This is a genomic window from Roseobacter sp. MED193 (assembly GCF_000152965.1).
GTDB lineage: Bacteria > Pseudomonadota > Alphaproteobacteria > Rhodobacterales > Rhodobacteraceae > Pseudophaeobacter.
This window is the reverse complement of sequence record NZ_CH902583.1, coordinates 1633851-1656673: the sequence shown is the minus strand read 5'-3', so window position 1 is coordinate 1656673 and position 22823 is coordinate 1633851. Positions and strand designations below refer to the sequence as shown.

Annotated in this window: 25 protein-coding genes; 10 read left to right on the top strand and 15 right to left on the bottom strand. The window is 59.5% G+C overall.

All coding sequences use genetic code 11. The annotated features are described in order from the left end of the window. Window positions 1-34: 34 nt before the first annotated feature. Both MED193_RS10265 and MED193_RS10260 read right to left on the bottom strand, forming a co-directional pair. Entirely contained in the window at window positions 35-889 is an 855-nt protein-coding gene (locus MED193_RS10265; RefSeq protein WP_009809652.1) for a DMT family transporter, read from the bottom strand. Further along, window positions 886-1833, bottom strand: coding sequence for a transcriptional regulator GcvA (locus MED193_RS10260; RefSeq protein WP_009809651.1), 948 nt, complete (start codon window positions 1831-1833; stop codon window positions 886-888). The genes MED193_RS10265 and MED193_RS10260 overlap by 4 nt, the downstream gene beginning before the upstream one ends. 114 nt (window positions 1834-1947) lie before the next feature. Between MED193_RS10260 and MED193_RS22930 the strand changes: the two genes are divergently transcribed. Then, window positions 1948-2103 (top strand): hypothetical protein, encoded by a 156-nt coding sequence (locus MED193_RS22930; protein ID WP_157041331.1) that lies wholly within the window; start codon window positions 1948-1950, stop codon window positions 2101-2103. A gap of 75 nt (window positions 2104-2178) precedes the next feature. On the opposite strand, the gene phbB is transcribed toward MED193_RS22930, so the two are convergent. The 6 genes from phbB to MED193_RS10230 form a co-directional block, all read right to left on the bottom strand. Continuing rightward, on the bottom strand, window positions 2179-2901 hold the full coding sequence (gene phbB / locus MED193_RS10255; protein ID WP_009809649.1) for an acetoacetyl-CoA reductase: 723 nt from the start codon (window positions 2899-2901) through the stop codon (window positions 2179-2181). A 191-nt stretch (window positions 2902-3092) separates the two neighbouring features. Beyond that, window positions 3093-4268 carry an acetyl-CoA C-acetyltransferase gene (locus tag MED193_RS10250; protein ID WP_009809648.1) on the bottom strand — a complete coding sequence of 392 codons (1176 nt, stop codon included), beginning with the start codon at window positions 4266-4268 and terminating at the stop codon, window positions 3093-3095. Between the two features lie 280 nt (window positions 4269-4548). Beyond that, entirely contained in the window at window positions 4549-5358 is an 810-nt protein-coding gene (locus tag MED193_RS10245; protein ID WP_039966818.1) for an EAL domain-containing protein, read from the bottom strand. A 176-nt stretch (window positions 5359-5534) separates the two neighbouring features. Continuing rightward, on the bottom strand, window positions 5535-6458 hold the full coding sequence (locus tag MED193_RS10240) for a sterol desaturase family protein (RefSeq protein ID WP_009809646.1): 924 nt from the start codon (window positions 6456-6458) through the stop codon (window positions 5535-5537). Between the two features lie 3 nt (window positions 6459-6461). After that, window positions 6462-6905, bottom strand: a complete 444-nt coding sequence (locus tag MED193_RS10235) for a hypothetical protein (RefSeq protein ID WP_009809645.1) — start codon at window positions 6903-6905, stop codon at window positions 6462-6464. Window positions 6906-7189: 284 nt separating this feature from the next. Then, the gene (locus MED193_RS10230) at window positions 7190-7753 is read right to left on the bottom strand and encodes a TlpA disulfide reductase family protein (RefSeq protein ID WP_009809644.1); all 564 of its coding nucleotides are present in this window, start codon (window positions 7751-7753) and stop codon (window positions 7190-7192) included. Between the two features lie 20 nt (window positions 7754-7773). Between MED193_RS10230 and argH the strand changes: the two genes are divergently transcribed. The 5 genes from argH (at window position 7774) to MED193_RS10210 (ending at window position 13771) form a co-directional block, all read left to right on the top strand. After that, window positions 7774-9168, top strand: coding sequence for an argininosuccinate lyase (argH, locus tag MED193_RS10225; protein ID WP_009809643.1), 1395 nt, complete (start codon window positions 7774-7776; stop codon window positions 9166-9168). A gap of 116 nt (window positions 9169-9284) precedes the next feature. Next, entirely contained in the window at window positions 9285-9473 is a 189-nt protein-coding gene (locus MED193_RS10220; protein ID WP_009809642.1) for a hypothetical protein, read from the top strand. 80 nt (window positions 9474-9553) lie between these two features. Continuing rightward, window positions 9554-9715: a hypothetical protein gene (locus tag MED193_RS23075; RefSeq protein ID WP_009809641.1), complete on the top strand. Its 162-nt coding sequence runs from the start codon at window positions 9554-9556 to the stop codon at window positions 9713-9715. Window positions 9716-9799: 84 nt separating this feature from the next. Continuing rightward, window positions 9800-11065 (top strand): diaminopimelate decarboxylase, encoded by a 1266-nt coding sequence (gene lysA, locus MED193_RS10215; protein WP_009809640.1) that lies wholly within the window; start codon window positions 9800-9802, stop codon window positions 11063-11065. A gap of 63 nt (window positions 11066-11128) precedes the next feature. Beyond that, on the top strand, window positions 11129-13771 hold the full coding sequence (locus MED193_RS10210) for a DUF4175 domain-containing protein (protein ID WP_039966093.1): 2643 nt from the start codon (window positions 11129-11131) through the stop codon (window positions 13769-13771). Between the two features lie 148 nt (window positions 13772-13919). Here the strand turns inward: MED193_RS10210 and MED193_RS10205 are convergent, their stop codons facing one another. Then, window positions 13920-14915 (bottom strand): zinc-ribbon domain-containing protein, encoded by a 996-nt coding sequence (locus MED193_RS10205; protein WP_039966816.1) that lies wholly within the window; start codon window positions 14913-14915, stop codon window positions 13920-13922. Between the two features lie 202 nt (window positions 14916-15117). Between MED193_RS10205 and MED193_RS10200 the strand changes: the two genes are divergently transcribed. Genes MED193_RS10200 through MED193_RS10185 form a run of 4 tightly spaced genes read left to right on the top strand, consistent with a single transcriptional unit; the run spans window position 15118 to window position 18020 of the window. Further along, window positions 15118-15795 carry a cell division ATP-binding protein FtsE gene (locus tag MED193_RS10200; RefSeq protein ID WP_009809636.1) on the top strand — a complete coding sequence of 226 codons (678 nt, stop codon included), beginning with the start codon at window positions 15118-15120 and terminating at the stop codon, window positions 15793-15795. Next, the gene (locus tag MED193_RS10195) at window positions 15792-16691 is read left to right on the top strand and encodes an ABC transporter permease (RefSeq protein WP_009809635.1); all 900 of its coding nucleotides are present in this window, start codon (window positions 15792-15794) and stop codon (window positions 16689-16691) included. Before MED193_RS10200 ends, MED193_RS10195 begins: the two co-directional genes overlap by 4 nt. Then, on the top strand, window positions 16688-17428 hold the full coding sequence (locus MED193_RS10190; RefSeq protein ID WP_009809634.1) for a 1-acyl-sn-glycerol-3-phosphate acyltransferase: 741 nt from the start codon (window positions 16688-16690) through the stop codon (window positions 17426-17428). The genes MED193_RS10195 and MED193_RS10190 overlap by 4 nt, the downstream gene beginning before the upstream one ends. Continuing rightward, window positions 17415-18020, top strand: a complete 606-nt coding sequence (locus MED193_RS10185; protein WP_009809633.1) for a pyridoxamine 5'-phosphate oxidase family protein — start codon at window positions 17415-17417, stop codon at window positions 18018-18020. The genes MED193_RS10190 and MED193_RS10185 overlap by 14 nt, the downstream gene beginning before the upstream one ends. 16 nt (window positions 18021-18036) lie before the next feature. Here MED193_RS10185 and MED193_RS10180 read toward each other — a convergent pair whose 3' ends face one another. The 6 genes from MED193_RS10180 to odhB form a co-directional block, all read right to left on the bottom strand. Then, window positions 18037-18345, bottom strand: coding sequence for an EthD family reductase (locus MED193_RS10180; protein ID WP_009809632.1), 309 nt, complete (start codon window positions 18343-18345; stop codon window positions 18037-18039). Between the two features lie 103 nt (window positions 18346-18448). Next, a complete protein-coding gene (locus tag MED193_RS10175) occupies window positions 18449-18871 on the bottom strand; it encodes a hypothetical protein (RefSeq protein ID WP_254655450.1) in 423 nt (140 codons plus the stop codon). Window positions 18872-19026: 155 nt separating this feature from the next. Beyond that, on the bottom strand, window positions 19027-20421 hold the full coding sequence (gene lpdA, locus MED193_RS10170) for a dihydrolipoyl dehydrogenase (protein ID WP_009809630.1): 1395 nt from the start codon (window positions 20419-20421) through the stop codon (window positions 19027-19029). Between the two features lie 91 nt (window positions 20422-20512). After that, window positions 20513-20902 carry an MAPEG family protein gene (locus tag MED193_RS10165; protein WP_009809629.1) on the bottom strand — a complete coding sequence of 130 codons (390 nt, stop codon included), beginning with the start codon at window positions 20900-20902 and terminating at the stop codon, window positions 20513-20515. Next, window positions 20899-21312 carry a hypothetical protein gene (locus MED193_RS10160; RefSeq protein ID WP_009809628.1) on the bottom strand — a complete coding sequence of 138 codons (414 nt, stop codon included), beginning with the start codon at window positions 21310-21312 and terminating at the stop codon, window positions 20899-20901. The genes MED193_RS10165 and MED193_RS10160 overlap by 4 nt, the downstream gene beginning before the upstream one ends. 6 nt (window positions 21313-21318) lie before the next feature. Next, window positions 21319-22815: a 2-oxoglutarate dehydrogenase complex dihydrolipoyllysine-residue succinyltransferase gene (gene odhB / locus MED193_RS10155; protein ID WP_009809627.1), complete on the bottom strand. Its 1497-nt coding sequence runs from the start codon at window positions 22813-22815 to the stop codon at window positions 21319-21321. Window positions 22816-22823: the final 8 nt, after the last annotated feature.

Below are 22823 nucleotides of genomic sequence, written 5' to 3'. Positions count from 1 at the left end.
GGCGCCCCTTCAGGCGTTTTGGAAGCGGGTCTGGTTAGCCGCTCTTTGCCGCGATTGCCGCGCCTGCGGTGATCAGGGCCGCGGCCAGCGCCAGAGCCCAAGAGGGATTCGCCACCCCTGCCAGAACCAAAACCAGGGTCGACAGCAGGGGCGCGGCATAAGAGCTGGTTCCCAGCAACTGAATATCGCCCTGTTTGACGCCAATATCCCAGACATAAAAGGCCAGTCCTACCGGCCCCAGGCCCAACAACAGGGTTGAAGCCCAGCCAATTGTGCCTTTTGGCCAGACGGTCTCCTCGACCATGAAATGTAATCCCCAAGAGGCGAAAGCAGTGATCAGGCAGAAGACCGCGACGGAACTGGTCGGGGCGGAGCCAACCAGGCGCGATAGCACCGAATAGCCCGACCAGGTCAGCGCACAGAGGAAGGCAAGGACATAGCCTGGCAGGAACTCGACCTGAAAGCCGCCAGAACCGCCGGTGATGATGGCGGCAGCCCCGGCAAAGCCCAGCAGGGCCCCGATCAGATGACCTGCGCGCAGACGCTCCCCCGGCAGCAGGCCGGAAAACAACACGATCAATAGTGGCCAGAGGTAGGCAATCAGTCCCGCCTCGGCGGCAGGGGCAAGACGCAGAGCGGAAAAATACAGCGCGTGATAACCAAAGAGCCCAACAGAGCCAAAAGCATAGACTTTCCAGGAGATCTCCCGCAACTGGCCCAGCCCCCCTGTACGCGCGGTCCAGATCAAGCCCAGGGTGCCACCTATGGTAAAACAAATCGCATTGAGAAGCAGTGGCGGTACCGGCGCCGAACCAACCGTGAGCAGGGCGAGCAGCGCCCAGAGCAGAACAGCGACAAACCCAACTGCTGTGGCCTTGGTTCGGGTCATAATGCGGGGATCTCCTCGACCGGGACAATGGTGAATTGGTCGGATATATGCGCGGTTTTTTCGATCTCGGCCAGAAACCAATCGCGAAATGCTTCGATCTGCGGACGTTTTTCTGCACCGGGCAGGCAAAGAAAGCGAAACCGGGCCTTGGTTTCGATGGCGATCTTGAAAGGCGCTACCAGACGGCCTTCTTGGAGATCCGCGATAATCATCGGGCGCCGACCCAGCACAACCCCCATGCCGGCAACGGCGGCGTTGATGGCGTGGTCAGCATTGGAAAAATGGGTGCCGTGCTGCGGGGTGAATTTTATCCCCACGGCGCGAAACCAGGTGGGCCAGTCACAGGGCGGCTGCAAGAACCCGATAGAATCATCAAAGATAAGCGGCGCCTCTACCAGGCTTTGGGGGGTGGGAAACTGTTCCGCAAGTTCGGGCGTCATGACCGGTGTGAGCCATTCCTTGCGAATGGGAACGGAATAGAGATCTTCATCCAAACCATAGCCAAAGCGGATCGCCACATCGACGTCATCACGGGCCAGATCCATATTACGCAGAGTGGCAGAAAACCTCAGGTCAATCTCGGGGTGGGCACGGGCAAAATCATAGAGCCGGGGGGCCAGCCATTTTGCCGTCAGCGCAGGGCCTGCGGTCACCGTGAGGGTGCTGTTATCCTGTAGCCTTTTGGTCGCGATCCAGGCGGCAGACAGGGTCTGAAACCCCTCTGCTGCGCCGGGTGCCAGGGTGCGCCCCGCTTCGGTCAGCTCCACCGCGCGGTTAAGCCTGCGAAACAGCGGAGTGCCCAGGTGCTCCTCTAGGGACTTGATTTGAAATGATAGGGCGGCCGGTGTCACGTTTAGCTCGGAAGCGGCCTGAGCAAACGACATATGCCGGGCGGCGGCATCAAAGGCCCGCAGGGCGGTGAGGGGGGGGAGGCGATCTGACATGTTCACACAAGTAATATTTAACTGAAGCTTTGGAAAGTCTCGTTTGTGGCTTTTAGCTTAAAGGGGCATATTGGTTTCAGATAGACATTATTGATCCGAACGGAGGCCGATACGATGGGATACTCAGCAAATAGTAACGTCAAGCAGGCGATGGAACGTGCTCATGCGGAGCGCAGCCAGGCGCTGTTTTCGATCCTGGCCTGGGTGTTTGGGTCACGTAAATCCGGCACCACAAGGACCGCAGGTTTTGGAATTTCCCGCTGGGCATAGTGCACATGTTCTTACGGGATTAAAAAAGGGCCGGTCTGTAAAGACCGGCCCTTGCTTCTTTGTGCAGAGGCAAAATCAGACGAAGAACTGACCGCCATTGGCCGAGATAGTAGAGCCATTGATGAAGCCCGAGTCGTCTGAAGCCAGGAAAGCGACGCAGCGGGCGATTTCTTCGGGCTCACCCAGACGACCTGTTGGGATTTGCGCCACGATCGAATCGCGGACCTTTTCTGGCACAGCCATGACCATTTCAGTGGCGATATAGCCAGGGCAGATCGCATTGGCGGTGATGCCGGCGCGCGCACCCTCCTGCGCGAGGGACTTGACGATTCCCAGGTCTCCGGCCTTGGTCGCTGCATAGTTTGCCTGGGCAAACTGGCCCTTTTGACCATTGATCGAAGAGATCACGATGACACGGCCAAATTTGCGCTCGCGCATGCCGGGCCAGATCGGGTGGACGGTGTTGAACACGCCGGTGAGGTTGGTGTCGATGACCTCCTGCCACTGTTGGGGTGTCATCTTGTGGAAGGGCGCGTCGCGGGTGATGCCGGCATTGGCGACCACGATGTCGATAGGGCCCAAATCGGCCTCAACCTGGGCGATGCCTGCCTGGCTTTCCTCATATGAACCAACGTTCCATTTGTAGGTCTTGATGCCGGTTTCTTCGGTGAACTTTGCCGCCGCTTCGTCGTTGCCCGCGTAGGTCGCGGCCACAGTGCAGCCCTGGTCCTTTAGGGCCTGCGAAATTGCTGCGCCAATGCCGCGTGAGCCGCCGGTGACGAGTGCAGTACGTGCCATTCAGTCTTCCTCCAATTCGAGATTCTCTCGGTAATCTTGCTACCCATTGATAATGCTTTACGCAACAATATTGCGCAATGGATTTTTGCCGCAATGCCGCGTAAATTGTCGCACTTGCAGCAAAAGGCCGGTGTTACAATAAAAAGGGCGCCAAATTGGCGCCCTGTTCTATGTCAAAGACGAACGCTCCGTTATGGGCGCTCCAGACACATGGCAACGCCCATGCCACCGCCGATGCAGAGGGTGGCAAGACCTTTCTTGGCGCCGCGCCGCTTCATTTCAAACAGCAGCGTGTTCAGCACCCGGCAGCCCGAGGCGCCGATGGGGTGGCCAATAGCAATAGCACCGCCGTTGACATTGACGATGGCAGGATCCCAGCCCATGTCCTTGTTGACGGCGCAGGCCTGGGCGGCAAAGGCCTCATTGGCCTCGACCAAATCCAGATCGCTGACGGACCAGCCCGCCTTGTCGAGCGCTTTGCGCGAGGCATAGATCGGGCCAACGCCCATGATCGACGGGTCCAGGCCAGCCGTAGCGTAAGAGGCAATACGGGCCAGGGGCTCAATACCGCGTTTCTCGGCGTCATCGGCGCTCATCAACAGTGTGGCAGCAGCACCATCGTTGAGACCGGAAGCATTGGCTGCGGTGACAGAGCCCTCTTTGGTGAAGGCAGGGCGCAGTTTCTGCATGGCTTCCATGGTTGCGCCGTGACGGATATATTCGTCCTGATCCACCACGATCTCGCCTTTGCGGGTCTTGATGGTGAAGGCCGCAATTTCATCGGCGAATTTGCCGGCTTTTTGCGCGGCTTCAGCTTTGTTCTGGCTGGCAACCGCGAACTCGTCCTGCATCTCGCGCGAGATCTGCCATTTGTCAGCAACATTTTCGGCGGTCTGGCCCATGTGGTAGCCATTGAAGGCATCCCACAGACCATCGCGGATCATGGTGTCGATATATTTCATATCGCCCATTTTGTGGCCAGCGCGCAGGGCGGCAGCATGGGGCGATAGGGTCATGTTTTCCTGACCTCCGGCACAGACAATCGCGGCATCGCCCAGCTGGACGTGCTGAGCACCCAGGGCCACGGCGCGCAGGCCAGAGCCACAGACCTGGTTGATGCCCCAAGCAGAGCTTTCCTGCGGTAGGCCAGCATTGACATGGGCCTGACGTGCCGGGTTTTGCCCCTGAGCGGCGGTCAGAACCTGACCCAGGATGGTCTCAGAGACCTCGGCTTTGTCGACGCCTGCGCGCTCTACCACGGCTTCCAGCACAGCACGGCCCAGATCATGGGCGGGCGTATTGGCGAATGCGCCGCCAAAACTGCCGACGGCGGTACGCGCGGCGGATGCAATTACAACATTGGTCATTTATTTTTGGTCCTCTGCCATCAAATTCCATGTGAAGATCAGGGAGCCCGCGGTTTTTGACTGACCGCAGAATGTCACCTCTCCACCTCCCTATTCGGGACAGGTATAGCGTCTTGCTGCAGTTGCAGCAATTGACAGGGTGTCCCAGGGCTTAGGTCCGAGTCAACTGGCATAAGTCAGAAACGCAAAGCTCCGCGCAAAGGCGGAGCTAATTTCGCTGCGATGCAGCGTATTCCTATGGCAAGACAATATCTTAGCAGAGGCCCTGCAGGTCTCGGTGTCAGGCGCGATTGCGTTGCTTCATGTCTTCCAGCCAGGGCGGGGAAACAGTTGGTGCGCCATAAAGGAACCCCTGAAGGCAATCGACCCCAATTGAAACCAGATATTCAGCCTCTTCCTGGGTTTCGACAGATTCTGCGACGATCAGCATGTCAAACTGCTTGGCGATGCCGACGAGCGCACGCACGACAGCCTGATTGTCGGGATTGTTACAGATCCCTCGGATAAATTGCCCGTCAATTTTGACTGCATCAAAGTAGAAGTCGCGGAAATGGGCAATGGCTGTGGTGCCCGCGCCAAAATTGTCCAGCGCAAAGGCGATGCCGTGTTTCTGCATCCGGTCCATAAAGTCGATAACCAGCTCAGGGGCTGCCATGGCCGAAGCCTCGGTGATTTCCAACACCAGACGTTCGCCAATTGTGGCGTCCTTTTTCAGGAAGTTGTCCAGGACTTTGGACCAGCGGCTATAGCCAATGGAGCGCGCGGACATATTGATCGAGAGGCGAATCTGCGGTGAGCGGGCCAGGGCGCGCAAGCCGTGCTGCAAGGCGAGACAATCCAGCTCACGCCCGATTTCCTTGTCATAGACCACATGCATAAAGTCCCGCGCTGGGATGACCCGATCGGTGGCGTCCAGAACCCGGATGTAGCCCTCGTAAAAGGCGATGCCATGGGGCGGCATGGCCTGCATGACAGGCTGGTAGGCGAGCATCGTTTGATTGTGTTTTACCGCCTCTGCCACCATGTCCAGGGTCGAGCGGTCGCGCGACACAACCGCCGCGGAAAGCGGATTGTCAGATCCTTCGGCCATATTGGCCCGTTTTAGTTTGCGCTTATTGACCACGTGATGCCTCCTGCTGCTGACGTCTTCTGGGAAAACAATGCGTCATCGGGCACTGTCGCGCAAAAGGGTGAATTGAGGCTTAAACTTAAAGTTTTACCAAACGCTGAGGCACTGGTGCGCGGCTGTGGCTGCCAGCCTGGGGACTAAAAGCCAGGTGTGCCGCTGTCTTGCGGCTGGCGGGCCAAATGCTTGGCCTTGATGGTCTCTGAGGTGTCGCGACTGCCATCATGACTATAGCCGGGGGGCGCCAGCGCATAGAGCAGGCGCTCTTTTAGGCTCAGCCCGGGCTGGGTCACGTCTTGGTAGATCGCCACCCATTCATGAAATGCGACCCGTAGAGGGTTAAACGTGGCGATATTGTAGACCAGCCCGTAGTCCACCGGGTCGCTGTCTTGCTCGGGCACAAAGGTTCCGAACATTTTGTCCCAGATGATAAATACGCCGGCATAGTTGCAATCCAGATAACGGGGGTTGCGGCCATGGTGGGCGCGATGGTGGCTGGGGGTATTCATCACCGCTTCAAACCAACGGGGCATCTTGCCAATGGCTTCGGTATGGATCCAGAACTGGTAGACGAGGTTGATGCCGCCGACAAAGAGCACCAAGGCCGGGTGAAATCCCAACAACACAAGCGGCGCCCGTACCACCATCATAAAGGTGAAAGTGCCGGTCCAGGTCTGGCGCAACGCCGTGGTCAGATTGTAGTGCTGGCTCGAGTGGTGATTGACGTGGCTCGCCCAGACCCAGCGAATGCGGTGGCCAAAGCGGTGCACCCAGTAATAGCGCAGATCATCCAGCACAAAGCACAAGATGATCACCCCGATCGAGGTACCCAGATCCAGCGGCGTGATCTCCCACAGCACCATAAAGAATCCCCAGGCGATAAAACCCAACAGGATGCCCGAGGCGACGCTGCCGGCCCCCATGATCAGCGAGGTCACTGCATCGCGGGTCTCGTAGCGCCCGCCGCGCCCCTTGAGGGCGATCCAAAGAAATTCACCCAGAATGGCGGCGATAAAAATGGGCACCGCCAATTGCGTCACATCCGGAAAAGAGATCGTGTCCATGGCTTACACCTCTTGTACTGGGGGATGATTTTGCGGGTGGCTTTGCGGGGCCGATGCCCCCTCGATCATGCCTTGCCAGAGCATGGCTTCGGGCTGGTCCAGGTGCAGATGCACGGCCGGGGCCGAAAAATCCGCAAGGCGAAGGTGCAGTCCCTTTTTGCAGGGGCTCAATTTGGCATCTTCCAGAAACCGGGCCACGGTATCGGTCCCAAAGGACCAGACCAGGCCCAGCGGCGCGCTATCGTCGGCAGTCCGGATTACGGCTGCATGGCCGTCCCTAGCCAGGGTCAGGTCGGCAATTGGGCTTTCGGGAAACTGCCTCATCCAGGCGTCGCGGGCCTGGGGTTCTGTCATGACCTTAGACTTTGAACGCCCGCTCAGGTGCAAGAGCAGCGCAATCGCGCTGATGCCCCCCACAACGAGGATCAACAAAAGTTCCAGCGGCATTGTCCCCTCCCTAGTCACGCCATTTGCAGGACAGAATGGTGGCCGAAGGGCCTCGCTGTCAAAGGTGGCGTAGGGGAAGGCGCCCTCACAAGCCTGAGACCAAGTTTAGCCACCCTTGAACAGGCAGGCTATTCAGGCAGCATTTCGCGGTTGGCATACAAGGGCAGGAGAATGTGGGAGGGGGCCTTCGTGCATACAATTGACGGATGCAAAAGGCGGGAAGGACATGCAGCTGTCGTGGCTCAGGCAGAGGTTCTCTCAGCCCGAGCCGCCAAGCGGTGGGGTTACTCGGCTTCGATCATTGCGGCCACGATGGCCTTAGCGCTCTCGGAATTCCATTCGGCGTCGCCCAGCAGGCGGGCAACCTCTTTACCCTCGCGATCCAGCAGCACTGTGATGGGCAGGCCAATCACCGCCATTTCACGCGCCAGGGCCTGTTTGGGATCCTGGTGGCGCGGCAGGTTGGTGATGCCGTTTTCCTCGAAAAATTTGAGGATGCCAGCCGGGGAGTTGCGCCCGGCAGCAATGGTCAGGACCTCAAAGTCATCGCCGCCGAACTCTTCTTGCAGTTCGGCGATCTGCGGCATTTCCTTGCGGCAGGGGGCGCACCAGGTGGCCCAGAAGTTCAGTAGAACCACCTTGCCCTTGTAGTCCTGCAAAGTTGCCGTGCCGCTGTCGTCCTCCAGGAAAAACGAAGCTTCAGAGACATCGCGGGGCTCAGCATGCACCACCAGTCGTTTCAGGCTATCGGCGCGCAGGGCTTCCAGTTGTGCAACATCTGCAGCAGACGCCGCATTTGCACCCAGGCCCAGGGCGATATAAAGGGAAAGATGACGTAACAGACGCATATTATCTCCGGGATTCCACCATGACAGATCAAGCCTCGAACCAGATGTGGGGCGGCCGTTTCGCCGCTGGCCCAGACGCGATCATGGAGGCGATCAACGCCTCGATCGGTTTTGACAAACGGATGGCTGCCCAGGACATTGCTGGCTCCAGGGCCCATGCAGCGATGTTGGCCGCAACAGGCGTTATAAGCGATAACGACGCCGAGGCAATTCGGGAAGGGCTGCTCACGGTCTTGTCAGAGATCGAGAACGGCACCTTCCAGTTCTCCACCGCGCTGGAAGACATCCATATGAATGTCGAAGCCCGCCTGAAAGAGGTGATCGGCGAGCCGGCAGGCCGTCTGCACACGGGGCGGTCGCGCAACGATCAGGTGGCGACGGATTTCAAACTCTGGGTGCGCGATCAACTGGACGCTGCCGAGTCGGGCCTGTTGGCGCTGATCCGGGCCTTGCTGAGCCAGGCCGAAGCAGGGGCGGATTGGGCCATGCCCGGCTTTACCCATCTGCAGGTGGCGCAGCCGGTGACCTGGGGCCATCACATGATGGCCTATGTTGAGATGTTCGGCCGCGATCTGAGCCGGGTCCGCGACGCGCGCAAGCGGATGAACGAATCGCCTTTGGGCGCAGCGGCCCTCGCAGGCACTTCCTTTCCGATCGATCGCGACATGACCGCAGCGGCGCTGGGCTTTGACCGTCCTGCTGCCAATTCGCTGGATGCGGTCTCGGACCGTGACTTTGCGCTGGAGTTCCTGTCGGCCGCCTCGATCAGCGCCGTGCACCTGTCGCGCTTTGCCGAAGAGCTGGTGATCTGGTCCTCGGCGCAGTTCCGCTTTGTGACCCTGTCGGATCGCTTCTCCACCGGCTCCTCGATCATGCCGCAAAAGAAAAACCCGGATGCGGCCGAGCTGATCCGCGCCAAGGTGGGTCGGATTTTTGGCGCCAACACCGCGCTGATGATGGTGATGAAGGGTCTGCCGCTGGCCTATTCCAAAGACATGCAGGAAGACAAAGAGCAGGTCTTTGACGCCGCCGACAGCTGGATGCTGGCGCTCGCTGCGATGGAAGGCATGGTCAAGGATATGACCGGCAACCGGGCCGAGCTGGCTGCCGCTGCTGGAACCGGTTTCTCTACCGCGACTGATCTGGCCGATTGGCTGGTTCGGGTGCTGGGGCTGCCGTTCCGCGATGCCCATCACGTGACCGGATCGCTGGTGGCAATGGCTGAGGCACGCGGCTGCGATCTGCCGGATCTGACGCTGGAGGACATGCAGGGCGTACATGCAGAGATCACCGCCGATGTCTTTACTGTTCTTGGCGTGGAAAACTCGGTAAACTCGCGCATGTCCTACGGTGGGACTGCCCCCGCGCAGGTGCGCGCCCAGGTGGCACGCTGGACCGCCATACTGGAGGCCTAACCGGGCGACTGCAGAGAAGATAAATTGGCCATGGGCGGCCTTGAAATGTTGCCCATGTTGCCCATGTTGCCCATCTAGGCTCAGTAAGAACCGGGCCGGTTTTTGGAGATGCCACAATGAACAATTGGATGCTCAAACTGATTGGGATCGCCGTTTTGACTGGCGGTCTAAGCGCTTGTGGCGTGGATGGTGAACCCGTGCGCCCCTCGTTGAACGCAGGGGTTGGGGTTTCCAACAATGGCGTCCACGCAGGGGGCTCCGTTGGATTGCAAAAGGGACCTTTCAATCTCTCGCTTGGTTTCTGAGCCACACGATCTGGCATCCAGAGCGGCCAAAGACGTCGCATAACAATTCAAAACGCAAGATGGGCAGGAGCCTTTATACAATGATCCGTTTCCTACTGGTTCTGGGGCTGTTTGCCCTGTCTGCCTGCGATCTGCCACAGTCCTATGCGCAGCCCCCCAAGGCTGAGAAGGCGGAACCAGCCCCCTCTTCAGGGGTGAGCGTTTCGGGATATGCACGCGTCGGCGTCTCGCACAAATTCTGAGACCAGTCTACAACCCAGCCAAAGAGGGGGCTAAGTCAGGGAATCATTTGCCAGTGCTCCCGGTTTTGGTCTAATCGCCAAGGTATGGATCACTTTCTCTACCGCGACGGCGCGCTCTACGCCGAAGACGTGCCGGTTGCCGAGATCGCGGCTGCTGTGGGCACTCCGTTTTATGTCTATTCCACCGCAACCCTGTTGCGCCACTTCCGCCTGTTTGATGAGGCACTGGAAGGCATGGATCATCTGGTTTGCTACGCGATGAAGGCGGCCAGCAATCAGGCCATTCTCAAGACACTGGCCCAGGCCGGTGCCGGTATGGATGTGGTGAGCCAGGGCGAATATCTGCGCGCCAAGGCCGCAGGGGTTCCGGGTGACAAGATCGTCTTCTCTGGGGTTGGCAAAACAGCAGATGAAATCCGCTGTGCCCTGTCCGGCGGTATTCGTCAGTTCAACGTCGAATCCGAGCCGGAAATGGCGGTCATCAATGCGGTGGCGCTGGAGCTGGGGCAGGTGGCGCCGATCACTATTCGGGTAAACCCCGATGTGGATGCCAAGACCCATGCGAAAATTGCCACCGGTAAGTCCGAGAACAAATTTGGCATTCCAATTTCTCGTGCCCGCGAGGTCTATGCCCATGCAGCCACGCTGCCGGGGTTAAAGGTCATTGGCGTTGACTGCCATATCGGCTCGCAGCTGACGGAACTGGAGCCCTTCCGCAAGGCCTATGAAAAGATCGCAGAACTGACCGAGAGCCTGCGCGCCGATGGCCATGACATTCATCGCCTTGATTTAGGTGGTGGCTTGGGCATTCCCTATACGCGCTCGAATGAGGCGCCGCCGCTGCCAGTGGAATATGGTCAGCTGATCAAGGAGACGCTGGGCCATCTGGGTTGCGAGATCGAGATCGAGCCAGGGCGCCTGATTGCAGGAAACGCCGGATTGATGGTCAGCAAGGTGATCTATGTGAAATCCGGCGAAGATCGTGAGTTCTTGATTGTTGATGGAGCGATGAATGATCTGATCCGCCCCGCCATGTATGAGGCGCATCACGATATCGTTGCAGTCAACGAGCCCGCTCCGGGGATTGAGAATCGCCCCTATGATATCGTTGGCCCGGTTTGCGAAACCGGCGATACCTTTGCCAAGCAACGGGATATGCCGCCCCTGGCGGCTGGGGATCTGATCGCCTTTCGCTCTGCCGGCGCTTATGGTGCGGTGATGGCGAGCGAATACAATTCGCGCCCTCTCATTCCCGAAGTTCTGGTGCATGGGGATCAATTTGCGGTTATTCGTCCACGACCGGACTTTGACGAAATGATAAACCGCGATACCATTCCAGAGTGGCTCTAACAGATCCGGTAGATCTTGCCGGGGAATACGCCACATGCACCGCCTAAAGGAGGCAGAGCAACGATGGCGCGACCTGGTAAGCGAACTGGCAAAACTGACCCAAGACTATCCCCCCTGCGATGGCCGCTTCGGCTGACGCAGGCAGGTATGTTTTGCGAAAGAGCGTTGCGGAGCTTTTGGCCGCTGTTCTCCATTTTGGCCGCAACTGTCGCAGCCATGATGTTGGGGCTGCATGATCTGTTGCCATCATTTGGTTTCTGGAGCGTGGCTGCTGTTATCTTGCTCGCGTTTCTTGCGAGCCTGGTTTTTGGGGTCTGGGCCTTCCGCTTCCCACGACGCGCCGAGGTATTGACGCGACTGGATGCTAGCCTGCCGGGACGCCCGGTTACGGCGCTTCTCGACACGCAGGCCATTGGCGCTGAAGATGCGGCAGCCGCAGCCCTGTGGCATGCGCATCAGGCGCGCATGGCCCAGTTAGCTGCCAAGGCCCGCGCACCGGCCCCCAATCTGCGAATTGCTTCGGCGGATCCCTTTGCACTGCGCTACGTGGCCCTGGTCTCGTTACTTATCGCGCTGGTTTTTGGTTCTTTCTGGCGGGTAACCACCCTGTCGGGGCTATCCTCCGGCAGCGCCGAAGCGGGGGCGGTTGGCCCCTCGTGGGAGGGCTGGATCGAGCCGCCGCTCTATACTGGACTTCCGGTTCTCTATCTCAATGACCAGCAGGGTGAAGCCTTGGAACTGGCCGAGGGAAGTCGCATCACTCTGCGTTTCTACGGTGAGGTTGGCGCGTTGGCCCTGACGCAAAGCCTCTCAGACCCGGATCAGTCCGGCGCGGATAAGCCAGTACTGGAGCATGATTTCGCGGTCCAACACTCGGGTCACCTGGAGATCATAGGCCGCGGTGGGCGCAGTTGGAATGTCACGGTGCTGCCAGACCAACCGCCCAACGTGTCGATCACCGGCCTGCCCGAGCTGACCGAAGATGGGGCTTTGTCGCTGCCCTTCCTGGCACAGGATGATTATGGGATTGAGGGTGGTGTGGTGCGTGTTTCATTGGACTACCTTGCCCTGTCGCGCCGCCATGGTCTGCGTCTTGATCCCGAAACAAGTGCTGATATTGAACTGGATCTGCCGCTGCCGGTGAGCGGATCACGACAGGCCTTTGACGGTGTTCTGATCGAGGATTTTGCCGCGCACCCCTGGGCAAACCTGCCAGTTATCTTTAGCTTTTCTGTCCGCGATGCGGCGGGGCAATCCTCGGTTTCTGCCGGGCTAGGGGCACCCTTGGTTGCGCCACGATTTTTTGACCCGCTGGCGGCGGCGGTGGCTGAACAGCGCCGGGATTTGATTTGGTCGCGCGGAAATACGCAACGCATCACCCAGCTGTTGCGGGCGCTGTCACACCGCCCAGCGGATCTGTTTCGCGAGGCAGGAAGCTATTTGCAAATGCGCGGGATTCTGCGCGAACTCGAGGCGGCGCTGCTTCAAAGCGAAGACATCGGTCCACCGATCAGCGAGGCGCAGCGCGACGAAACTGCGGCGGCGCTTTGGGCTCTGGCCCAGGGGCTGGAGGAGGGAGATATCGGCGATGCGCTGGAGCGGATGCAGCGGGCCAAGGAACGCCTGAGCCAAGCCATGCGCGACGGAGCCAGCGATGAGGAAATTGCCCGTTTGATGCAAAAGCTGCGCGAGGCGACACAGGATTATATGCGCCAGCTGCAGCGCCAGGCGCAGCGGGACAACCAATCCGGTGACAGCAGCGAGGGTCAGGAAAACGCCATGACGCTGAGCCAACAGGACCTGCAGGCGATGATGGATCGCATTCAGGAGTTGATGGAACAGGGACGCATGGCCGAGGCCGAGCAGGCACTGGAAGAATTCCAGCGGATGATGGAAAACATGCGCATGAGCCAGAGCCAGCAGGGGCAGACCGGATCGGAGGGGCAGCAGGCAATGGAAGATCTGGGAGAGACATTGCAAGAACAGCAGGGACTGTCCGATCGGGCCTTTCGCGATTTGCAGGAACAGTTCAATCCAAATGCGCAGGCTGGTGAAAGCCAGAATAACGAGGGGCGCAACGGTGGTCAGGGCCGCGGACAGCAGCATCAAGGCGGCAGTGGGGGCGAAGGCCAGTCTGGCCAGAACGGCAGCGAAGGCCAGACTGGCGACCCAGGCCAAAGCCCAGGTGGGTCTGCTCAGGGGGGGGCGGAGAGTGGCGCTGGCTCACTGGCGGATCAGCAGCAGGCCCTGCGCGATACGCTGCGCCGCCTGCAAGAGGGGCTCCCTTTGGGCCAGGGCGCCGAGGGAGAAGCCACCGGAGAGGCGTTAGATCGCGCCGGTGAAGCAATGGATGGCGCCCAAGAGGCCCTGCGTCAGGGGGATCTTGCCGAGGCTATTGACCGCCAGTCCGAGGCGATGGAGGCCCTGCGTGAAGGCATGCGCGCCCTCGGCGAGGCCATGGCTGAGGCGCAACAACCAGGGCAGCAACCCGGACAGGGTGAAAATGCTGTCGGGGGGCGGGCGGATCCTCTGGGACGCGATCGCAATGCGGCGGGACTAGGGGATGAGCGGAATTCGGAGTTCGGCAATGGGCGCGCGCATCGCCGTGCTTGGGATTTGCTGGAAGAGTTGCGTCGCCGTATGGGTGAGCAGGGCCGCGAAGAAGACGAGCGGCAATATTTGGAGCGCCTGCTAGATCAGTTTTGAGTCACTGGGTAAGGGCGCTGCGTTTTCATCAGTTAGAACCCACTGTGTAGATTCTGTGTTTCATCTGAACTGATGTGGGCAATCAGGGCAGCCAGAACAGTGGCAGAAGCTTTCGCCTGGGGCGTGACCCTGGGCATATTAGCCTCACCTAGATCTGCGGGCCTTGCAGGGCGCTCACCTGGGAGTCCAGCCACAGACGCATGTGATCCACCCAGGTGACATAGTTGCTGAGGTAGGGATCCGTCTGAGGCAAGATTTCTGCAATTTTCGAAGCGTTACTATAGACCATCACCAGGGCGAGAACGGCCAGGATCGCCAAGGCAAATCCTCGCGTGAACCCGGATTTTCGGGGCGGCGGTGCCATAGGGTCGGAGACCGGTGGCGGTGTTGGGCTATCCGCTGCGCGTAGGGTCGAGTTGATCTCTTCAATGTCCGGCAAAACGCCCCGCTTTAGCCCGCTGGCCTCGGCGGCCAGTCGGCGCGGGTCTTCGCCGCGAATACGGGCCATGCGGTCCTTGGCCTGGCGAGATCGCCGGGTTTCTTCATTCTCAGGAAGGTCATCCAGTCCGAGGTTTGGCTGAGTTTCCAAGGATTGCGATTGGCTGTTGTCGGCGGCGCGCAGGCTTGCTTCGCGTTCTGCTTCCTCGCGCAGGATATCGCTGAGCGCAGGGTCCAGCCCGCGCGGCGATTGCGGCGCGCTGGGTGCAGGGGGCGCAGGCTCTACGAGGGGCTGCTCTTCGGTTTCAAGATTGTCGCGCCCCTGGGCAGCTTCGGCGGCCTGTGTCGGCGCAGGCGTCGTCTTCTCAAAAAACTCAGCGGCCCCTTGGTCGGAGCTGGAGACAAATTCAACCTCAGCCTCATGCGCATCAGAATCGGCGTCGTCGAAATCGGCAGGATCTGTCAGCCCATCGTCAGGGTCCCTGGAAGGATTTGCTGAGGCGGTGGCGATCTGAGGCTGAGGCGCATGCTCTGAGGGAGCAACGGTGGGCTCTTCCGAGGCGGCCTCAAAGCCCGGAGCAAAGCCTGCCGCCTGCTGAAACCAGGTATCGCCGCAGTTGGAACACTGCACATCACGACCTTCTTCGGGAATGACGTCATCCGGCACTTCGTACTGGGCACCACAATTCGGGCAGGTCAGACGCATAAAGATCTCCTTGACCCCGGCGGTCTCCGGGGAGCTGTCGGCAGTATTTTCAAATGACAATAGGCAGTTCGGCTCTTTGGTGAAAGGGTGAATTACGCTTTGGCGGCTCTGATACAGGCCTGCATGGGGGGCTTTGAACCATGGCCCATTGAAACTGGCGGGCTGCTGGGGCAAAACTGCTGAGCGCATACAGGGGACAGTCGTGATAGAGCTGGAAAACGTTGGCTACAACTACGGAGGCGGGGAGCTGCTGAGCGATGTCTCGGTGAAGCTGGCGCCTGGGTCGTTTCATTTCCTAACGGGGCCCTCGGGTGCTGGCAAGACCACGCTGTTGAAGCTCTGCTATGGGGCGTTGACGCCGACCTCAGGCCGGGTCCGTGCCTTTAATATGGATGTGCAGGGGCTGGATCGCGACCAGATGGCGCATCTGCGTCGCCGTGTCGGTGTGGTGCATCAGGATTGTCGGTTTTTGGATCACCTGCCGGTGATCGAGAATATCGCGCTGCCGCTGATCGTTTCCGGCAAAGACCTGTCCCAGGAAGAGGCCAACCTGCGGGAGCTACTGAATTGGGTGGGCCTGTCCCAGCGCGCCGATGCGCTGCCACCGGAACTGTCCGGCGGCGAGCGCCAACGAGCCGCCTTGGCACGCTCCGTCATCCTGTCGCCGGATGTCATTATCGCGGATGAACCCACTGGCAACGTGGATTGGGAGATGTCACAGCGCCTCTTGCAACTTTTGGTAGAGCTGAACCGCATGGGTAAGACCATTCTGGTTGCGACCCATGATATGGCGCTGATCCGTGCGGCAAAGAAACAGGTACAGGCGCGGGTGCTGCGGATTTCGGCCAAGCAGCTGATCCAGGCGGGGGCAGACCTATGAGTGAAGGACGGTTGCGCAAGCTCATCATGGGCGATGCCCAGGCGGACCGGGTGGTCCCCCCCAGCGGCTTTACTGCCCAGCTGACCCTGTTTGTTTCGGGGGCCATGGCGTTTCTTGCGGTGTTTGCTCTGGCCCTGTCGCTGGCCTCGGGGCGGCTGGCCACTCGCTGGGCGGATGAGCTGGCCCGGGCCGCCACCCTGCGGATCAATGCCCCCGCCGAACAGCGCGTGGCCCAGACCGAAGCGGCCCTGACCATTTTACGGCAAACCCCAGGTGTGGCCTCGGCGCGCGCTTTTACCACCGAGGAACAAATCGAGCTCCTGGCGCCTTGGTTTGGCTCGGCTCTTCCTATTGACAGCCTGCCCGTGCCACAGCTCATCGAGGTGATCGAAGGCGATCCCGGCTATGATGGCACTGGGCTGCGGCTTAGATTGCAGGCAGAGCTGCCCGGGGCGGTTCTGGATGATCACACCCGCTGGCGCGCGCCTTTGGTGGACGCAGCGCGGGCGCTGCGACGCTTGGGGGCGGTTTCTATTCTGCTGATTGCGGGGGCCACAGCGGCGATGATCACATTGGCGGCGAATGCGGCCCTTGCCGCCAATGCTCAGGTGATTGAGGTGCTGCGCTTGGTTGGGGCGCTGGACAGCTATATCGCCCATGCCTTTGTCCGCCGCTTTACCCTCCGCGCCCTGGGCGGGGCGGCCGTGGGCGTTGTGCTGGGCATGTTCGGAGTCTGGCTGATGCCGGCAGCCTCTAATGAGGGTGGGTTTTTGACCGGGCTTGGGTTTCAGGGCTGGGCCTGGGGTCTGCCGCTGCTCATCCCGCCATTGGGCGCTTTGGTGGCTTTTGCAGCAACTACCCGCGCCGCCAAGAAACGTTTGGGAGATTTGACGTGAGATTTGCAATTCAGTGGCTGCGGTCCTTTCTCTTTGTGTTTCAGATCTATTTCATGATGCCGATCTTTGGCCTGATGTTTGCGCCCTGGGCCATCTTTAGCAAACGCGGTGCCCGAATCTGCTGCAAAAGCTATTCGCGCTGGGTCTTTTGGACGGCCCGTTTCATGGTGGGCATCCGCTGTGAGGTGCGCGGTACGCCGCCATCGGGCGAGGTGTTGATCGCCGCAAAACACCAGTCTTTTCTGGATATCATGATGATCTTTACAGCGCTGCCCACAGCGAAATTCATCATGAAGAAAGAGATACTGCGGACCCCAGTCATTGGCCAATATGCCAAGCTGCTGGACTGTGTCGCCGTGGATCGCGGTAAGCGCGGGGCAGCCATCGACAAAATGGTGAAAGACGTCAAAGAAGGCCATCAGGAGGCGGGCCAGCTGATCATTTACTCCCAAGGCACCCGCGTCGCGCCGGGGGTTAAGGCGGACTACAAGGTCGGCACTGGTGTTTTGTATGAACAGCTGGGCCAGCCCTGTGTCCCGGTGGCGACCAATGTCGGTGTGCTTTGGCCGCGCACAGGCATCATGCGCAAACCCGGCGTGGCCGTGGTAGAGTTTCTCGACCAGATCGAGCCGGGCCTGGACCGTAAAGAGTTTATGGAAATCCTGGAGACGCGGGTTGAAGCAAAATCTGATACTTTGATGCGGGAATTGGGGTTTGATCCAGATGCAGTATCTTAAAACCATCCAAGAGCTAGAGACCCTCTATGGCACGCCTGGGGCGCCCTCGTTGCGCAAGGTGGCGCGGCGGATGACGCCGCTCTATCGCAAATGGATTATGGCCTCCAAGCTCTGTATGCTGACCACCGTGGGGCCAGAAGGGACAGATGATAGCCCGCGGGGTGATGATGGCCCGGTGGTGCTGGAATTGGACCCCGGAACCCTGGCGATGCCTGATTGGCGCGGTAACAATCGACTCGACAGTCTGCGTAATATTGTACGCGATGGGCGGGTCTCGCTGATGTTTCTGGTGCCCGGATCAAACAATGTTGTGCGCGTCAACGGTACGGCTCAGGTGACAGCGGATGAAGATCTGCGCGCCCGCTTTGAAAAGAAGGGCAAACAGCCCGCCACTGTGATCGTCATCGCCATCGATGAAATCTACAGCCAATGTGCCCGCGCTATGCTGCGCGCAGGCACCTGGAAAGGCGTGGATGAAAGCCAAGGCCTGCCAACGATGGGTGAGATCCTAGCCGAGCAGACCGATGGCGAAGAAGGCGGCAAGGACTATGACCAAGCCTGGGGCGCGCGCGCAGCCCAGACCATGTGGTGAACCAGCCAAGGCGCCGTCAGGCGATGACTTCCCCGATCAGTACCTGCGGCTGGATATTGGTGAAATTCGCCACATCGGCCATCACCGGGCCTGAGGCCTTCATCGCGGCGCCCATAGCCGCCTGATCGGCAAAGACGATTGTGGCCACAGCATGAAACCCGGCGGGTTGATCCGGGCCTCCGGCGAGCCCCTTGGTGACCAGAACCCGGTCGATATGTGGACCCATATGTTCCTGGACCAAAGCCATATGCGTATCGGCGTAATAAGCGTGATCAAATGTACTGTCGTCGCTGACTGGATAGATGACTTGTAGTGAAACGGCCATGTGTTTTCCTCCTTTGGGTTTCTGTGAAAACAGTAGACAGCTGATATGGCGGCTTTCCTAGCGATAGTTTCTGCGACGCTGCGCTGCGTTCAGATGGAAGACCTTAGCCCGATGGGGATGTCAGCATGAGAACACTGCCAGAACTATCGCCCCAATCTGGAAAGGCCCAAAAGAAGACACCCCAACGCTCAGGCGATTGCAAAGGTCCTTCAAGCCAGCCCTTGCTGAGTGTCTCTGGACCCATGGCGGCTTTGGGGTCAAAGGGTAAATCCGGGAATTCTTTCTCAACGATGGTTGCCACGAGATTGAGCAAATCTTCGGCGTCTTCATGGGACAGGGCAAATGGATGAACAGTGTCGATACTGCATTTACTAGCTCTTAGAGACAGATAGCTGGCGGTTTCATTGTCAATCCAGCGCGTCCCTGCCAGGTCGCTACTCTCTGCGACAAATTCGGCTAAAGCCTTGGGGAGCATGTTTTCACCGCGGTGATGTGGCAGGCAAAACTCAACAAAGAGCCTGGCCATGCCCTCTGCTCGACTGGGGCTGGGCCAAAGCTGTGAAGCCGAGACAAATCCGATTACCAGGCCGGTTAGAACAATTGGCACCAACACATATGTTTTCAAATGGATGCTCGCATAAAAGACGCCCCGGCTCGGGAAAAGCCGGGGCGTTGATTGCTTTAGCTGTGGATGGCGCCGGTGCCGCAGGCCAGGGCGGCTTCGCGCACCGCTTCCGAATAGGTGGGGTGGGCGTGGCAGGTGAGGGCGACATCCTCGGCGGAGGCACCAAATTCCATCGCAACGCAGATCTCGTGGATCAGATCGCCAGCGCCAGGGCCAATGATGGCGGCCCCCAGGATACGGTCGGTTTCCCTGTCGGTGATGATTTTGACAAAACCACCCTCGGCCTGATGCACCGCCTTGGCGCGGGCATTGGCCATGAAGTTGAACTTGCCAACCTTGATCTTGCGACCCTCAGCCTTGAGCGCATCCTCAGTCGCGCCAACGGTGGCCACTTCCGGCGTGGTGTAGACCACACCGGGAATGACGCCATAGTTCACATGGCCATGTTTGCCGGCAATCACATCAGCGACCGCCATGCCTTCGTCCTCGGCCTTATGGGCCAGCATTGGGCCCTCGATGACGTCGCCAATGGCATAGAGGCCGGGCACATTGGTGCGCCACTGGGCATCCGTCGCGATCTGGCCGCGTTCGGTCAGTTTAACCCCCAGTGCATCCAGGCCAAGCCCATCCGCATAGGCTTTACGCCCGGTGGCGACCAGCACCACATCAGCGTCGAGAGTTTCCTCGGTCTCAGGGGCTTTCTTCAGGGCATATTTCACTTTGGCTTTGGTCTTGGAGGCCTCGACCCCCTGCACAGCCGCACCCATGATGAAGTTCAGGCCCTGTTTTTCCAGGATCCGCTTGAAGCCGCGCTGCACGTCTTTGTCCATGCCAGGGCAGACCGCATCCATATATTCGACCACGGTGACCTCAGAGCCCAAGCGGGCATAGACCGAACCAAGTTCCAACCCGATGACACCGGCGCCGATAACGACCATTTTCTTGGGCACCTTGGGCAGATCCAGCGCGCCGGTGGAGGTGACAACGATTTTTTCGTCTACCTCGACACCGGGCAGGGTGGAGGGCACAGAGCCGGTGGCGACAACGATGTTCTTGGCCTCGTGGGTGTCATCGCCAACCTTGACTTGACCGGCTGCCGGAATCGAGGCCCAGCCTTTGAGCCAGTCGATCTTGTTCTTTTTCATCAGGAACTCAACACCGCCAGTGTTCTGGCCTACAACGTCTTCCTTGTAAGCTTTCATCTGGTTCCAGTCGACCGAGGGGGATTTGCCCTTGAGGCCCATACTGCCAAAGTTGTGTTCCGCCTCGTGCAGCATATGAGTCGCGTGCAGCAGCGCCTTTGAGGGGATGCAGCCGATGTTGAGGCAAGTGCCGCCGAGGGTCTCGCGGCCCTCTACGATGGCGGTTTTCAGGCCCAGCTGGGCGCAGCGGATGGCGCTGACATAGCCGCCGGGGCCTGCACCGATGATGATGACGTCGTAGCTTGCCATGAGTGAGGGTCCTTTGTTGTTGGCTGGGGGGGGGGCTCTGCCCCCGGCCCGATTGGGCCTCCCCCGGAATATTTGTTGGAAAGATGAAAGCCTATATGAGGGCGGCGATCAACATGGATGTGGTGGCCAGAAGGCCGATGAACCAGATCACCGACCGCCAGGGCGAGAGCCCCAGGGCATAGGCGGGGACATAGGCGATCCGCGCGCCAAGGTAGATCCAGGCGCAGGTCTGAGTGGTTGTGGTGGACTGGTCACCAAGGGTCACGACCAAACAGGCAATGGTGAAGAGGATGAGCCCCTCAAAATGGTTTTCCATCGCCCGTTTGAAACGGCCAGCGGTGCCGGTCAGCGTCACGGGTTCATCGCGCGGGCCTAGCGCCACGCGGCGGCTGACCTGCTGATTGGCGGTGAAGGAATATGCGCAGAACTGAAGGATCTGCAGCAGGCCGGCGAGGGTGAGGACGGTGAGTTCAGTGGTCATTCGAGGGTTCCATTTCTCAGGAACCAGACTGTCGCGAGGCAAATTACAATGGGAACGGTCGCTTGTAGGGCCCATGCCAGCCAAAAAACAAGAACCATGCTTTCTGGCAATACGCGACCAAAACCTAAGTCATGGAAAACGAGCAGAAAGCTGACAGCAAAGGAAAGGAGCCAAGCAAGAGACGCGATGACCGCAAGTCTACTGTGACGAAGCAACAGCAAAATCAGGGAAATCTTGGCCGCAATTGTTGAAACCGCCACCAGGTTCGTTTGGAGTTGACCGAGCCTTGGTGAAGGAAGGTCCAAAAATAAAGGAAGCAATGCGTTTAACAACGAGATCGCCAAGCTAAGGGCCGTAATGGCTATTACGGCCCAATAGCGCTTGGATTTCTGGGGAGCAATTGCGTCCATCGAAGGCTACAGATCCATCAGCAGGCGTCGGGGATCTTCCAGCGCTTCCTTGACGCGCACCAGGAAGGTCACAGCGCCTTTGCCGTCGACGATGCGGTGGTCATAGCTCAGCGCCAGATACATCATCGGGCGGATCACCACTTCACCGTTGATCGCCATGGGGCGGTCCTGGATCTTGTGCATGCCCAGAATACCGGACTGCGGTGGGTTCAAGATCGGCGAGGACATCAGCGAGCCATAGACGCCACCGTTGGAGAGCGTGAAGGTGCCGCCCTGCATATCCGCCATCGAGAGCTTTCCATCGCGGGCCAGTTTGCCCTTGGCAGAGATGGCTTTTTCGATTTCGGCAAAGGACATCGCATCGGCGTCGCGGATGACCGGGACCACCAGGCCAGTTGGGGTGCCGGCGGCAACGCCCATGTTGACGTAGTTTTTGTAGACGATGTCGGTGCCGTCGATCTCAGCGTTGACTTCGGGCACTTCTTTCAGAGCATGGCAGCAGGCCTTGGTGAAGAAGGACATAAAGCCCAGACGCACACCGTGCTTCTTCTCGAACTGGTCTTTGTACTGGCTGCGCAGCGCCATGACCTCGCCCATGTCCACCTCGTTATAGGTGGTGAGCATGGCGGCGGTGTTCTGGCTGTCCTTCAGACGCTTGGCGATGGTCTGACGCAGGCGGGTCATTTTCACCCGTTCTTCGCGGGCGGCGTCCTGTGCGGCAACAGGGGCGCGGGGCGCGGCTGGGGCAGGCGCCGGAGCTGCCGCAGCGGCGGCCTCCGCGCGGGCAACATCGTCTTTCATAATGCGGCCATCACGACCGGTGCCCGCCACATTGGCGGCAGAGAGCCCGGCTTCGGCCATGGCCTTTTCCGCCGATGGCGCATTTGCGATGTCCTTGCCTGCGGCGGCAGGAGCAGCCACTGCAGCGGGGGCTGTGGCCGGCGCCGCCGCAACTGCTGCACCAGAGCCAGAGATCACGCCGAGCTTGGCGCTGGCTTCAACGGTGCTGCCTTCGGCTGCAGTGATCTCGGACAGAACACCAGCAGCGGGGGCGGGCACTTCGACAGAGACCTTGTCGGTTTCCAGCTCACAGAGCATTTCGTCCTGCGCGACGCTGTCGCCGACCTTTTTGAACCATACGGAAACGGTGGCTTCTGTCACAGATTCGCCCAGGGTGGGCACCATCACATCGGTGCTGCCACCACTTGCTGCCGGTGCAGCGGCAGGGGCAGCAGCAGCTGCGGGGGCTGGGGCCGCGGCGGCGCCAGCGGCAGAGATATTGGCCAGCAGCGCGTCTACGCCAACGGTATCGCCTTCATTGGCGACGATATCTGCCAGAACACCAGCGGCAGGGGCGGGCACTTCGACGGTGACTTTGTCAGTTTCTAGCTCACAGAGCATTTCATCCTGAGCCACAGTATCACCGGGCTTCTTGAACCAGGTGGCAACGGTGGCTTCGGTAACGGATTCGCCCAGGGTGGGCACGCGAACTTCGGTGGTCATGTCTGTCT

Coding starts and splice junctions, on each gene's coding strand:
- MED193_RS10265 (WP_009809652.1), bottom strand. CDS start 889: ATGACCCGAACCAAGGCCACAGCAGTTGGGTTTGTCGCTGTTCTGCTC.
- MED193_RS10260 (WP_009809651.1), bottom strand. CDS start 1,833: ATGTCAGATCGCCTCCCCCCCCTCACCGCCCTGCGGGCCTTTGATGCC.
- MED193_RS22930 (WP_157041331.1), top strand. CDS start 1,948: ATGGGATACTCAGCAAATAGTAACGTCAAGCAGGCGATGGAACGTGCT.
- phbB (WP_009809649.1), bottom strand. CDS start 2,901: ATGGCACGTACTGCACTCGTCACCGGCGGCTCACGCGGCATTGGCGCA.
- MED193_RS10250 (WP_009809648.1), bottom strand. CDS start 4,268: ATGACCAATGTTGTAATTGCATCCGCCGCGCGTACCGCCGTCGGCAGT.
- MED193_RS10245 (WP_039966818.1), bottom strand. CDS start 5,358: ATGGCCGAAGGATCTGACAATCCGCTTTCCGCGGCGGTTGTGTCGCGC.
- MED193_RS10240 (WP_009809646.1), bottom strand. CDS start 6,458: ATGGACACGATCTCTTTTCCGGATGTGACGCAATTGGCGGTGCCCATT.
- MED193_RS10235 (WP_009809645.1), bottom strand. CDS start 6,905: ATGCCGCTGGAACTTTTGTTGATCCTCGTTGTGGGGGGCATCAGCGCG.
- MED193_RS10230 (WP_009809644.1), bottom strand. CDS start 7,753: ATGCGTCTGTTACGTCATCTTTCCCTTTATATCGCCCTGGGCCTGGGT.
- argH (WP_009809643.1), top strand. CDS start 7,774: ATGACAGATCAAGCCTCGAACCAGATGTGGGGCGGCCGTTTCGCCGCT.
- MED193_RS10220 (WP_009809642.1), top strand. CDS start 9,285: ATGAACAATTGGATGCTCAAACTGATTGGGATCGCCGTTTTGACTGGC.
- MED193_RS23075 (WP_009809641.1), top strand. CDS start 9,554: ATGATCCGTTTCCTACTGGTTCTGGGGCTGTTTGCCCTGTCTGCCTGC.
- lysA (WP_009809640.1), top strand. CDS start 9,800: ATGGATCACTTTCTCTACCGCGACGGCGCGCTCTACGCCGAAGACGTG.
- MED193_RS10210 (WP_039966093.1), top strand. CDS start 11,129: ATGGCGCGACCTGGTAAGCGAACTGGCAAAACTGACCCAAGACTATCC.
- MED193_RS10205 (WP_039966816.1), bottom strand. CDS start 14,915: ATGCGTCTGACCTGCCCGAATTGTGGTGCCCAGTACGAAGTGCCGGAT.
- MED193_RS10195 (WP_009809635.1), top strand. CDS start 15,792: ATGAGTGAAGGACGGTTGCGCAAGCTCATCATGGGCGATGCCCAGGCG.
- MED193_RS10185 (WP_009809633.1), top strand. CDS start 17,415: ATGCAGTATCTTAAAACCATCCAAGAGCTAGAGACCCTCTATGGCACG.
- MED193_RS10180 (WP_009809632.1), bottom strand. CDS start 18,345: ATGGCCGTTTCACTACAAGTCATCTATCCAGTCAGCGACGACAGTACA.
- MED193_RS10175 (WP_254655450.1), bottom strand. CDS start 18,871: ATGGCCAGGCTCTTTGTTGAGTTTTGCCTGCCACATCACCGCGGTGAA.
- lpdA (WP_009809630.1), bottom strand. CDS start 20,421: ATGGCAAGCTACGACGTCATCATCATCGGTGCAGGCCCCGGCGGCTAT.
- MED193_RS10165 (WP_009809629.1), bottom strand. CDS start 20,902: ATGACCACTGAACTCACCGTCCTCACCCTCGCCGGCCTGCTGCAGATC.
- MED193_RS10160 (WP_009809628.1), bottom strand. CDS start 21,312: ATGGACGCAATTGCTCCCCAGAAATCCAAGCGCTATTGGGCCGTAATA.
- odhB (WP_009809627.1), bottom strand. CDS start 22,815: ATGACCACCGAAGTTCGCGTGCCCACCCTGGGCGAATCCGTTACCGAA.